11 protein-coding genes are annotated in these 12,222 nt (G+C 37.9%); 1 reads left to right on the plus strand and 10 read right to left on the minus strand.

The features are described 5' to 3' along the window. Positions 1–90 precede the first annotated feature (90 nt). The 6 genes from NST46_RS05645 to NST46_RS05670 all read right to left on the minus strand — a co-directional run bounded on the left by NST46_RS05645 (position 91) and on the right by NST46_RS05670 (position 6,365). Entirely contained in the window at positions 91–681 is a 591-nt protein-coding gene (locus NST46_RS05645) for a glycerol-3-phosphate responsive antiterminator (RefSeq protein ID WP_118888300.1), read from the minus strand. After that, complete coding sequence (locus NST46_RS05650) at positions 674–3,295, minus strand: YfhO family protein (protein WP_341136874.1); 2,622 nt, start codon at positions 3,293–3,295, stop codon at positions 674–676. Before NST46_RS05650 ends, NST46_RS05645 begins: the two co-directional genes overlap by 8 nt. After that, entirely contained in the window at positions 3,295–3,657 is a 363-nt protein-coding gene (locus tag NST46_RS05655; protein ID WP_341136875.1) for a GtrA family protein, read from the minus strand. The genes NST46_RS05650 and NST46_RS05655 overlap by 1 nt, the downstream gene beginning before the upstream one ends. Next, positions 3,654–4,673: a glycosyltransferase family 2 protein gene (locus NST46_RS05660; protein ID WP_341136876.1), complete on the minus strand. Its 1,020-nt coding sequence runs from the start codon at positions 4,671–4,673 to the stop codon at positions 3,654–3,656. Before NST46_RS05660 ends, NST46_RS05655 begins: the two co-directional genes overlap by 4 nt. Before the next feature lie 295 nt (positions 4,674–4,968). Further along, a complete protein-coding gene (locus tag NST46_RS05665) occupies positions 4,969–5,697 on the minus strand; it encodes a DUF4386 domain-containing protein (protein WP_095310315.1) in 729 nt (242 codons plus the stop codon). A gap of 62 nt (positions 5,698–5,759) precedes the next feature. Beyond that, complete coding sequence (locus NST46_RS05670; RefSeq protein ID WP_341136877.1) at positions 5,760–6,365, minus strand: Crp/Fnr family transcriptional regulator; 606 nt, start codon at positions 6,363–6,365, stop codon at positions 5,760–5,762. 248 nt (positions 6,366–6,613) lie between these two features. Between NST46_RS05670 and NST46_RS05675 the strand changes: the two genes are divergently transcribed. Next, positions 6,614–7,108, plus strand: a complete 495-nt coding sequence (locus tag NST46_RS05675; protein ID WP_341136878.1) for a hypothetical protein — start codon at positions 6,614–6,616, stop codon at positions 7,106–7,108. Positions 7,109–7,282: 174 nt separating this feature from the next. On the opposite strand, the gene NST46_RS05680 is transcribed toward NST46_RS05675, so the two are convergent. The 4 genes from NST46_RS05680 to NST46_RS05695 all read right to left on the minus strand — a co-directional run bounded on the left by NST46_RS05680 (position 7,283) and on the right by NST46_RS05695 (position 12,159). Continuing rightward, entirely contained in the window at positions 7,283–8,644 is a 1,362-nt protein-coding gene (locus NST46_RS05680; RefSeq protein ID WP_341136879.1) for a cyclic 2,3-diphosphoglycerate synthase, read from the minus strand. A 354-nt stretch (positions 8,645–8,998) separates the two neighbouring features. Next, positions 8,999–10,486, minus strand: coding sequence for a tripartite tricarboxylate transporter permease (locus NST46_RS05685; RefSeq protein ID WP_339315853.1), 1,488 nt, complete (start codon positions 10,484–10,486; stop codon positions 8,999–9,001). Between the two features lie 14 nt (positions 10,487–10,500). Further along, positions 10,501–10,959 (minus strand): tripartite tricarboxylate transporter TctB family protein, encoded by a 459-nt coding sequence (locus NST46_RS05690; RefSeq protein ID WP_341136880.1) that lies wholly within the window; start codon positions 10,957–10,959, stop codon positions 10,501–10,503. Positions 10,960–11,151: 192 nt separating this feature from the next. Next, positions 11,152–12,159 (minus strand): tripartite tricarboxylate transporter substrate binding protein, encoded by a 1,008-nt coding sequence (locus NST46_RS05695; protein ID WP_341136881.1) that lies wholly within the window; start codon positions 12,157–12,159, stop codon positions 11,152–11,154. Between the last annotated feature and the right edge of the window lie 63 nt (positions 12,160–12,222).

Genomic DNA, 12,222 nt, shown 5'->3' on the forward strand with positions numbered 1-12,222 from the left:
CAATTGTAACGTATAAATACTAAATCATTGTGAAGAAGAAGTTAATTTTGCGTATAGTTTGGAGTGAACAGCCTTTTCTTTGGCTCAATTTTATAATTGGTTCAAGTCCAACTTCCACATTTCCGGGTTAGACGTTGATACAGCAGCAGCTCCATGATCAAATGCACTTTTGGCATGTTCCGGTAAGGACAGAAGCCCTCCAGTAATGATAGGAACAGGTGATATTTTAGATAGTTTTTCAATAAAGTCCGGTGCCCTGCTCGGCATTAATTCAATTATATCAGCTTGAATATTACGAGGGTCCTGAACAAGGTGGAGGTAGACATCAGTATCGATTAGAAATACACGCTGAACAACGAATAACCCTGCCTTTTTGGCTCGTTTAATAATTCCCTGATTCGTTGAAACAATTGCAGTTGGCTTTACATATTTTTTCACAAAGTCGATCCCATCCTTGTCCATTTCAAGACCACCTATTCGTTCTACATGTAAAATAACAGGGAGTCCGTTTTTTTGAAGAAAATCGACATAGCGCTTCACGGTTAAAATCGTACCTGTCATTAATAATGCCGCGCCTAAATTATGTTTGTATTTTACTACTTTTTCTATATACTTTGGCTCTTTTAAGGCAGCAACCATTTTTTTCTTTTGTAAGTTCTCGAGTAAGATAGTTTCATTCATGTGTGTCGATTTCTCCTTTATCATTGTTGCTGTAATCTACCGGTTCCCTTTTCTCCCTATAAAAGAGAAAGCCAAGCACTCCAACCCCTAAAACAGTCATTCCGACTGTCCAGCCAAAATACGGAGGATAGTAGGTCATCTCAATCTCATTACCTCCAACTTCTAATGGAATGCCGATAAACGCATAGTTAACTTTTTCGATTGGCACTTTGTCACCATTTATTTTCAAGCTCCAACCCTTCTCATATGGAATAGGAGTTACAATCATTTCAGCTTTCTCTTCGCTAGTAACTTCCCCCTTCACAAGGCCATTTTCCCATTTTAAAGGTAAGGCTTCCTCCTCGTCGTATCGTTCATGAACTTCACGCAACACCATATAATCCTCATGGAAAATCTGCAAATTCTTTAAGCTGTAATTCCCCTTTGGAAGCTTTAATTTAACGGTGTCATCCGCTTCAACTCGAATCGTAAGGTCATTGATATTCGTCTGATAAATGGAATCAGACTCTTTCCTTAACGCTTGGTAGTCATTCACCTCTAATAGAAACTCATCTTGTTTTCGAATCCCGTCAATATAAAAGGACACATATAGATCTCCATTTTTTATTGGATGATCGAGGGAAATATCGAGCCCACCACCATCTTCCACTACACGAAGCTTCTCTTCATCATAAGTTGCATTTACTGCTTGAATCGAGTAATCATCAATCTCGGTAGCCTCTAATTGTTCGGCTGAATTATTATTGCCCTCTTCCACAATTACTCCTGAGAGCATCGCGTGTTCCCGTTTTAACACAGGCTCCTCCAGCAATTCATTTGCATCATACCTTACATTGGTTTTCCGAAAAGATGGAAGCAGTAATTGATTTTCGTAAGCTGCGTAATGCTCACTATCCAACAATGGCATGAATCCATATGGCACAGTCTTTGTTTCTTTTCCTCTCATATAAAACTGTCCATCAAATAGACTCATAAGGTTAGCTCTATCTCCAAGTGTTGCATATCTGCTCACACTTTCCCGGTCCATACTAATCTCAGCATAGTGATAATAGAAAAAAAGAAGATTATCATTTAATATACTCGAATATACGCTCATCCCATCATAGTCTTGGACAATTGGTGTATTGTTTCGCATCGGTACCATCCAATCAATTCGACTATGCTCGGTATCTTTATTTTTCTTCATTTCTTCAATGAGCTGTCGTTGTTCTGAAGAATTGTAGATGTCCGAGTTTAACAAAACCGATTCACTAGCCAATTCCCCATCTTTGGGAGGAGTCATTAATCTTACTGCTTGAAACAAATTTGCTGAAATGACCATAATCAAGATAATACTAATAGAAATCGCCGTTTTATTCCTTCGTAAAAAGAAGATAATAACGAAACAAACAGATGCAATCGGGATTATCCAATCAAACGTTTGATCAAATGAATACGTATCATATTCGATAAAGGCAATAGCCAAAAGGGTATAAGCAACAACACCAATCGCAACATCTTTTGCTTTTACTTCCTTGATATGTTGCAAAACAAACGCTGCTACTCCTCCAAAAGCGAGGCAAACGATATATTCCCAGCGATTCTGTGGTGCCGAAAAACCGTTAAACATACTTCCAACATAAGGAACAAAGTGGAGAAACGTTCCCATTATTGATATAGCAGCAAAAAAGCGAAAAATAGGGTATTTATAAAAACGAATAAAACAAACCATCATGACAATAAAAACTGGCAAAAAAAGCACTCGGCTGTCAAATAAAATATTATCGGTAAAATCCAATAACGGAATTATATCCGTATATTCCGGACGATAATTTCCCAAATATGCAGCGATACTCGGAATAAATGCGAACCCACTAATTAGAAATCCAATCAACCCTAAATAACAATATTGCGTAATTTGCTTTACTGGACTCTTTTCATTTTTATGAAACTTGATTACAAATCGAAGCAAAATATAAAAGAATGCTAAAAGGAAGTTTACATAAGCAAAATAGAAATTGGTAATGAGATTTGCTGCTACACCAACTACAAAAACTCCCTTGGATTCTTTCTGTATTATTTTCTCCACACCGATTAGTAATAAAATCAACCAAAACATCGCGTCAGTAAAGAAATCCCAATACATTGCATGCCTGAAATACAGAACATTTGTCGCGTAAACAATCGCGCCTAACAATGCAGGTGCAAGTCGAAAATTTATTTTTTTTAAATAGATAGTAGTAATAACGATGATTGCTGCAAGTTTGGCAATACTCATTGGTAAAATTGCCGAGGCCCAAAATGCTAAATCTGGGGGAGCAATAATATGTAACGTTTCCAATATAAAAATAAAAGCAATATGAAAAATGAAAAAAATATTAGTCGTGTAATAATAGCTGAGTTGGGAATAAAATCCACCCCCAAGACCAAACGAATCCGAATAAAAGAAATTACCGCTCGTATATTCATCATAAATAAATTTTTTGAATGGAAGCATCTGGGAAAGCCCATCATTATAGCCTGTCATAAGAATGCCTTCTTCTTTTTGAACGATAAAAAACAGATGGCATACTATTGAAATAATTAAAGCAGCGACGACAATAATCATCCATTGCTTCCTATTTTGCTTTTGCATTAATGTAAAATTCTCCTCGTAACGAAAAATGTAACTGGTACTGTGAAAACGACCGCAAAAATTGGCGCAAATGTATTTGGGATATTCCAAAGCTCAACTAAAATAAGGAGTAATAACGCTTGTACACCGATGTTAACAACTTGAGTAAGCGGGAACATCAAAAATGATTTTAATGACGGCTTCACTTTATATGTAAAATAAACGTTCAAGAAATAAGAAATGTACATACTGATGATCGTTGCTGCAATATGACTTGATAAATAATGCACTCCCAAAATCTGTATAAAAAATAAATAGATAACATAATAATGGATTGTATTCATTATCCCTACAAAGACAAAACGGACAAATTCTTTATTCATGAACTCACTTTCTCTTTTTCCTGTTTTTCTGATAATCCCCATGTTCGTGTTGATGGCATAATAGCTCTTACTTCTAAATCGGATCTCCATGCATTACTTTCATCAATAATATAGTGTGGGCGTTTTTTTGTTTCATTGTAAATCCGACCAATATATTCCCCAATAATTCCCAAGCAGAATAATTGAACACCGCCGAGAAAAAGAATTGCAGAAATCGTTGTAAAATATCCTGGCACATCCACACCATTCCATACAATAGAAACGAACGTTATAAGAATATATATAAATGAGATTAAAATCGTAAAGAGTCCTAAATAACAACACAATCTTAATGGTTTCGTGTTAAATGAAAGCATTCCATCCAATGCATATGTAATGAGTGAAGACAGCTTCCACTTGCTTTCCCCTTTTTTGCGGATTACATTTTCATACGTCACAGTGGTTTGGGATAAGCCTATCCAAGAATAGAGACCTTTCGAAAAACGATTCCCTTCACTCAACTTCAGAAGCGCGTCTACCGCTTTCCTGCTTAACAAACGGAAATCCCCTTCCCCATCTTGGAGATTGACTGCACTCCATTTATTCATCATCTGGTAGAAGCTTCCCGTGAGGAATTGGCTAAACTTTGATTCGCCTTTTCGATTGCGCTTCGCAATTACCTGGTGGTAGCCTGCCTCGTGCCCTTTTATTAAAGATGAGATCAAATGGGGTGGGTGTTGTAAATCAGTATCCATAATAATGACAGCTTCCCCCCTCGCATGCTCTAACCCAGCATACATTGCCGCCTCTTTACCAAAGTTCCGAGAGAAAGAAACATATCGTACATTATCAGCGCAATATGTAAGATGTTTGATTTTTTCTAACGTGTCATCCGTACTGCCATCATCAATAAATAAAAACTCAAAGGAGTAACATAAATTCTTCGTTTCTGAGGTCAACTGGTCATACAACTCATGAATATTTTCCCCCTCATTATACGCAGGGAGTAAAAATGTAACTAACGGCTTTCCCTTCACTTTACAAATCCCCTTTAGAATTGGATCCTCACAAGAATCATCCAACATACTTTATCTTCAAATTGTACAGGTTAAATATTGAGGAAATATATAGTTAGTTTAAATTATTTGTAAATGACTTCAAGCGAACAGCGTCAGGGGCATCTTGCTATCCTATTACGATCATTAGTTTGATAGATCTTCTTAGATCCGTGCAGTAAATTCATATTTTGTTCCACCTTTCCCTCATAAGAAAGAACCGAGCAAAATCCCCTCGGTTCTTTTTATAACTAGTAAATTCCTCTTCCATCAATTACTACATAACATCCTTATCCCGAACGTCTGAACTTTTACCACCTTTCATAAGCAGCCAAATCCCTAACCCCAATTCACCAAAAACCATTGGAATTGTTAACACCGCCTCCAAAACAGATGTGAAAGCATTCCAGTGGGGGAGAAAGAAATAAAAAGCATGTATCAGCATATATGCCAAGGCCGCTATCCATAACAAGATACTAACCAGTTTTGGAATGAAGTCCGATTGAAAGGCTAAATAACCGACAATTAATAAATGCGCTCCAAAAATAATTAAACCAATCCACCAGGTCATCTCAAACGCTATAAGAAATACATTTGCCATTACAGGAAAACTATCTGTCGTCAAAAAAGAAGCCCTGTTGTTTATAAGGATCGTCACAATAATTAGATTAAGAATTGCTATCCCCAAGATCCCAGCATATGCAAAACGGAGCAACATAGCGAGCAATGATAGATTTTTATGAAGTGGTTGAAGAACAATATAAAGACTCCAAGCTACGACAATATCACATAGAAGAATCACGAGCCATCCTGCGATTCCAGCAATAAATAGCCCTTCGGAAGAAAGCAGGTTTTGAAATGTAGCATCGGTATCACCTTGAATTGCAATCTGCTCCAAAACAAAGCCATAGGAAAATCCTGCAGCAAGCGCCATGATAATAATAGCTATCCCACCTGCTATAGCCACAGTCCGTTGATTAGAACGCTCTTTTTCTAAATTGGTCATACAAAAGCTCCTTTTTTTACCTTTAGTTTAGGAGCTAATGGAGAACCTGTCATTGACTTAAGTTAAGATTCCAGATCTTTTACCAATTCATTGTTCATTCGTCTTTTAATTCTACTTAATGACTCCGGCGTCATACCGAGATAGCTTGCAAGTTGATGTTGAGGAACTCGATTAACGAGGTGAGGGCGTTTCTGTACCATGATTTTATAGCGTTCTTCAGGTTTAGAGTGAATAAAGACGGCGCGTTCTTCTTGGGCTTCACTTAGATAAATTTCCATCATCTTTCTAGTCATTGTCTCTAATTGAGTATACTTGTGGAACATCTTTTCTTCACTATCCAGATCACCAACAACAAGTACACAATCCTCCATGCAAATTAACGAGAAGTCGGACGTATGGTCGTCTTTTGCTAACGTATTAAATCCCAAAATCGCCTGTTCCTCGGTGTAAAAATTGGATGTTACCTCTTTCCCTGCCTCATCTACATAAAACTGTCTTACACACCCTTGCAATGTAAAATAACATTTAGACGTAGGCTTATCCCCTTGTTTCATAAGATAAGATCCCTTCGGATACTCTTCTAAAACAATCGTGTCGACAATTTCCTGTTGCTCCCTTTCGCTTAGTGAGGTAAATGTATCCATATACTTTAAAAGTAACTCCTTCATTGAAATTCATCCTCCTACTAGAACATCGGATTAAGTTATATCAATATTAGCAATCTCACATTCTAAGTTTACTATATTTTCGGTTAATAATACCCATTAATTAAGGTTCCAATCCATATAGACCACACCGTATAGCAATGTTGTTTTATTGTTTGAAACTACAAAAGATTAACACAGATAAAATTGTTTTCGTGTTATCATAAATTGGAACTTCATCCTAACCATCAATACGAAGGGAAGTCAGCATCTTGAAGAGAGAAATTCGTGTTCAGGAAAAGTTTTTAATTGCTGGATACGGTTTGATTTTACTGTTTATGTTTGCAGAATTGGGTACTTTGGGTCCATTAAATGACATTCAAGCAATCGCCCAAGAGAACTCTACTAGGGAATTGATTGTTGTCACGTTGATTGGTGTGGTGCAAATTGTCATTTTAATGGTTCTCATCCTATGTTTTATTGGGAAAAGATACCCGATTTGGGCAAAGGTTTGGCTCATTATTCATTCTTCATGTATTTTTGCAGGGGTACTAATGGCTTGGTGGATACCATATTTCTTTGGGTTTGGCGCGGAGGAAAAGGCGGAAAGATACCAGACGATGTTCGGAAACACACATTCCTTTTTACCTGTAATGCATGGAATTGTTCCGAACACACTTCATACGATATTCCATGTGACACTCTTTCTTTGTATTCTGCTGACGATTTATATCAGTTTTAGAGACCGTAAACGTACTCGTAGTTAAGTTTCTATTTAGCCCTGAGACTGGTCTGCAGCATTTCCCTAACATTAGAAAGCTTGGTATTTGCCAAGCCTTTAGGCAAATGCATTGGTTGCACTTATGCAGATAGAAATTTTATACTTTCTTATCTACCAATAAAAGACTAGCAACATTTGTCGCTAGTCTTTACCCATCTGTCTAATACGCCGATTGTTTATCATTCACTAGTTTATGTTCTTCAATAAAATCTTCTAATACATCATTCAAATTCGGCCCTTCCACTTCGTCTAAATCGTAATATACACGGGTAGACGGCTTGTTAATGGAAATAACACGTGTTAAATCGATTGGGGTTCCGATAATTACTGCATCACAGTCAGCATTATTAATCGTTTTTTCCAGATCCTTTAATTGCTGGTCACCATACCCCATCGCCGGAAGTACGTTTTCAACATGCTGATATTTCTTAAATGTGTCTTGCAGTGTACCAACAGCAAATGGACGTGGATCAATGATTTCAGCAGCACCTAAACGCTCTGCTGCAACTGTTCCTGCACCAAGCTTCATTTCCCCATGCGTAAGTGTTGGGCCATCTTCCACGACCAACACACGTTTTCCAGCAATAAGTTCTGGTTTATCAACCGTAATTGTCGATTCAGCTTTAATAATCGTGCTGTTTGGACTTGCAGCTTTGATATTATTTTCTACAATTTCAATAGCTTCTTCTGATGCACTATCCACTTTGTTAATGATGGACACATCAGTTGTTCGCAGACACACTTCACCTGGATAATACTTCAGCTCATGTCCCGGGCGATGTGGGTCCAAGACTGTAACAGCTAAATCAGGCTCAAAAAAGGAAAAGTCATTATTTCCCCCATCCCATAAAATCACATCACAGCCATCAGGGTCATTTTCTGCCGCTGCCAATATTTCTGCATAATCAACGCCGGCATACACGATGTTTCCACGTGAAACATGTGGCTCATATTCTTCCATTTCTTCAATTGTACAATGATGTTTCTTCAAGTCTTCAACAGACGCAAAGCGTTGCACACGCTGTGCATTTAAATCACCGTAAGGCATTGGATGTCTCACCGCAATAACTTTTAAGCCCTGTTCTAATAATGTTTCAATAATTTTTCTGGACGTTTGACTTTTTCCTGTTCCTGTTCGTACAGCACAAACCGAAATGACCGGCTTTTTACTTTTTAACATCGTGTTATTCGGACCGAGCAATTTGAAATCAGCACCTGCTGCATTCACAATCGCCCCGATGCCCATCACTTCTTCGTAACTAATATCACTAAACGCAAAAATACATTCGTTTACCTGTAACTCTTTAATCAACGCTGATAATTGATCCTGTGAATAAATCGGAATTCCATTCGGATAGAGTTCTCCCGCTAATTCACTCGGATACTTTCGTCCATCAATGTCTGGAATCTGCGCTGCTGTAAAAGCAACAACGTTATATGCTTCATTATCACGATAATACGTATTAAAATTATGAAAATCTCTTCCGGCCGCACCTATAATAATTATATTCTTAGTTTCCATGCAATCTCTCCTATAATTACATCAAGTTGTTATAATTATAACTAATAATGAATATTTATACAATGGTGTTTATAAAAATTGTTAGATAATTGTTTTCTATAATTAATATCCCCCTATAGAAAGGTGGTTTCTATAGGGGGATATTATATGATTTGTAGGAATACTAACTATTTCAATCAAAGTCTCTTTAAACTACGTGTCAAAACTAGGCTTTGAGATTCCTTCACTGACTATATCTAATAACTCGGATCAAACTCCCACTGAACAGCATTCCCTTATCATGTTTTTTTACTGATTTATAGTAAATTTATTCTACCATCTGATAACGAAAACCGTTATACCTTACTCTTATATTTACCCCCTACGCTTACGCAATTGACGTACAATCGGAAAGACAAATGTAAGGCCAGCTATAATTAACAAGGTCAAAGCAATTGGGTCATATACAAATACCATTAAACTACCATTTGAACTTGTTAATGACTGCCTAAATGAATCCTCCATCATCCCACCTAGAATAAACGCTAAGATTAATGGTGCGGCTGGGAAAGCAAACAACCGCATCAGAAACCCGATTATTCCAAATAGCAATAACATGTATAAATCAAATGTATTAAAGCTTATCGCATACACACCAACTGTACTAAACATGATTACTAAGGAAATCAAGAGTGGACGTGGTATCAATAATATCTTTGCCAAATATGGAATTAAAGGTAGATTTAATAATAGAAGAAAAACATTTCCTATATACATACTTGCAATAATACCCCAGAAAATTTCTGGACGATCTGTCATCAGTAATGGACCAGGCTGTACGCCCAAAACAATAAAGGCACCCAGCATAACAGCAGTCGTTCCCGAACCAGGAATACCAAGGCTTAATAGCGGTACAAAAGCACCACTAGTTGCAGCGTTGTTAGCTGTTTCCGGTGCCGCGAGGCCTCTTATGGATCCCTTTCCGAACTCATCCGGTTTTTTGGAGAGTTTTTTCTCTGAAATATAAGCAATAAACGAGGAAATCGTTGCTCCTGCTCCAGGTAAAACACCAATAATAAATCCTAAAAAGGATTGCCTTGTCATCGGGCCCTTCATTTCATTAATATCGTCCTTTGATAGACGTAAGCTGCCAATTTTATGCGCATCATTCATGTTTAAATCTTTTCGATTAATAATTAATGTACACACTTCAGCTAAAGCAAATAAGCCTAGTGCAATAACTAGAAAGTCAATCCCCTCAAGTAAATTAATATTTCCAAACGTAAACCGCTGTGTACCTGTTTGTGCGTCTATCCCAATCGTGACAATCATAAATCCAATAACAGCAGAAAGCAGTGCTTTTATTGTAGAGCCTTCCGATAAACTGGATATTGCAGTTAGCCCCATTAACATCAGTGCAAAGTATGCCGGTGGTCCAAAAGCCACCGCTACACTGGAGAGTGCAGGAGCCAAAAGCATCAATAAGATTACACTAACCGTCCCGCCAACAAATGATGCGATTGCTGAAATTGCTAATGCTTTTCCAGCTTTTCCTTGTTGCGCCATCGGGTAGCCATCAAAGGCTGCTGCAACGGTTCCAGCCACTCCTGGTGCATTTAATAATATAGACGAAGTTGACCCACCATACATCGCTCCATAATATACCCCAGCCATCATGATCAGCGCGGCGGCAGGGTCCATTCCAAATGTAATTGGAATCATGACAGCAATGGCAGTTATAGGGCCTAATCCAGGAATCATACCAATAAATGTACCTACCACAACACCAATTGCGACGAACATGATTGCTTCTAGACTTAATGCCGTTTGAAATCCAGTTAAAATTCCTTCTATCGATCCCATTCGTTATGGCCTCCTTAAAGCGGTAAAATCCCTTGCGGCAAACTAATTTTCAAAAATTCTGTAAACATAAGGTATATAATTACTGGAAATACAATGGAAACGATAACATTGGTAATATGCTTTTTATAGCCTAAAAACCAAGAACAAAAAAAGATAAATAATGCCGTCATTATAACGAAACCTAATATTTCCAGAAACAGAACATACACAAATAAAAAGGCAAAAACGATCACTATAGCGAGAAGATCCTTCTTTGGTATATTCCTCCTCTGTTTCTGCTCATCTGTTTCAGAATCCTTTGCGAAAAATAAAACAATTGATAATCCAACCAAAATCCAGCCTAACACCGTCGGGATAATATCTGCGTCAATTTCTGTATAAGGGTAGGATGGAAGCTGGTAAGTCAAAATAAGATATAGGATACCGATAATAAACAAGGTTACACTAATACGCTGATTTAAAGTCTTCAGCATTTCACCACCACCAATCATTAGAAAACTTGGCATTCGCTAAACTTTGCGAATGCATTAATTACACTTATCGAGAAAGAAATGTGGACACACTTTTTTTACCTCTAAACTTTGGAGTTCAAGTAATTCATAGTTATCCAGGCCAGGCAAATCACCATGAACTGGACAACCAGATTAAATTAGAATTTTTTCCATTTACTTTGCGAGTCCTAATTCTTCTAAAATCACCTTAAATTCTGCATGTTGTTCATCCAAGTACTGTTTCGTTTCCTCACTATCCATATACATTTCTCCCCAACCAAATCGGTTTCGAATATCGGCAAATGCATCCGATTCGCTCAATTCCTTAAATTTCTCTTCATAATATTCCTGTGCTTCCTTTGGCATGTTTGGTGGTCCAAAGAAACCACGCCAGTTAATAATTGACGCATCGATATCTTGCTCAGCTACTGTAGGGAAATCCTCTAACGTCTCCCCTTCAAGCCTCTCTTCAGATGTCACGCCTAATACTTTCAGATTCCCAGCTTTCACCTGTTCCACCGTTTCTGCAACACCTGTTGAAAAAACATCCGCACTTCCATTTAAGACCTGTGTTAAACCAGCATTATCTTGAGCAGAAACGTATTTTATCTTTGTTATATCAACACCTGCAGCTTTTGCGACCATTGCAAATGCGATATGATCCATGCTCCCAGGTGATGAGGTTCCTACTACCGTAACACTTGATGGATCCGCTTTCATATCGTCGAATAATTCATTCAAATTATCCCATTTCGCATCAGCAGCTACTGCAAAGGCGGGATAATCTGCAATGATATTGGCGATTGGTGTAAATTCCTCATAACCATATTGAGATTGACCATTTAAAGGCACTAATAAAAATGGCGGAGAAGTAACAAACATATGGTATGGACTGCAATCTTGATCTGCCACATAAGCCCAGCCTACAGCACCACCGCCGCCCACTTTATTCACAACTCCCATGCTTTGTTCGATAATCCCTTCTTCAGCAAAAGCTTGTACTGCCATTCTTGCCGTTGTGTCATAACCTCCGCCAGCCCCAGCTGGAGCGACAATTTCAATAACTTCTTGTGGCTCCCACTCACCATTTTCTGCACCGATCACTTCCTGATCACTATTTCCACACGCTGCCATGAACAACAATAATGATACCCCGACAAGTAACCACACATAATTTTTCATGATACATTCCTCCCTTGTTTTCGAAAAATACGTTTCTCCTACACTGTTAATAACAGGAAAATT

The sequence above is a fragment of the Oceanobacillus sp. FSL W7-1309 genome (assembly GCF_038002145.1).
Classification (GTDB): Bacteria; Bacillota; Bacilli; order Bacillales; family Amphibacillaceae; genus Oceanobacillus; species Oceanobacillus profundus.

Bases quoted from the DNA above. Each gene is read 5' to 3' on its own strand.
- NST46_RS05690 (WP_341136880.1), bottom strand. From the start codon at position 10,959: ATGCTGAAGACTTTAAATCAGCGTATTAGTGTAACCTTGTTTATTATC.
- NST46_RS05665 (WP_095310315.1), bottom strand. From the start codon at position 5,697: ATGACCAATTTAGAAAAAGAGCGTTCTAATCAACGGACTGTGGCTATA.
- NST46_RS05650 (WP_341136874.1), bottom strand. From the start codon at position 3,295: ATGCAAAAGCAAAATAGGAAGCAATGGATGATTATTGTCGTCGCTGCT.
- NST46_RS05670 (WP_341136877.1), bottom strand. From the start codon at position 6,365: ATGAAGGAGTTACTTTTAAAGTATATGGATACATTTACCTCACTAAGC.
- NST46_RS05645 (WP_118888300.1), bottom strand. From the start codon at position 681: ATGAATGAAACTATCTTACTCGAGAACTTACAAAAGAAAAAAATGGTT.
- NST46_RS05695 (WP_341136881.1), bottom strand. From the start codon at position 12,159: ATGAAAAATTATGTGTGGTTACTTGTCGGGGTATCATTATTGTTGTTC.
- NST46_RS05680 (WP_341136879.1), bottom strand. From the start codon at position 8,644: ATGGAAACTAAGAATATAATTATTATAGGTGCGGCCGGAAGAGATTTT.
- NST46_RS05685 (WP_339315853.1), bottom strand. From the start codon at position 10,486: ATGGGATCGATAGAAGGAATTTTAACTGGATTTCAAACGGCATTAAGT.
- NST46_RS05655 (WP_341136875.1), bottom strand. From the start codon at position 3,657: ATGAATAAAGAATTTGTCCGTTTTGTCTTTGTAGGGATAATGAATACA.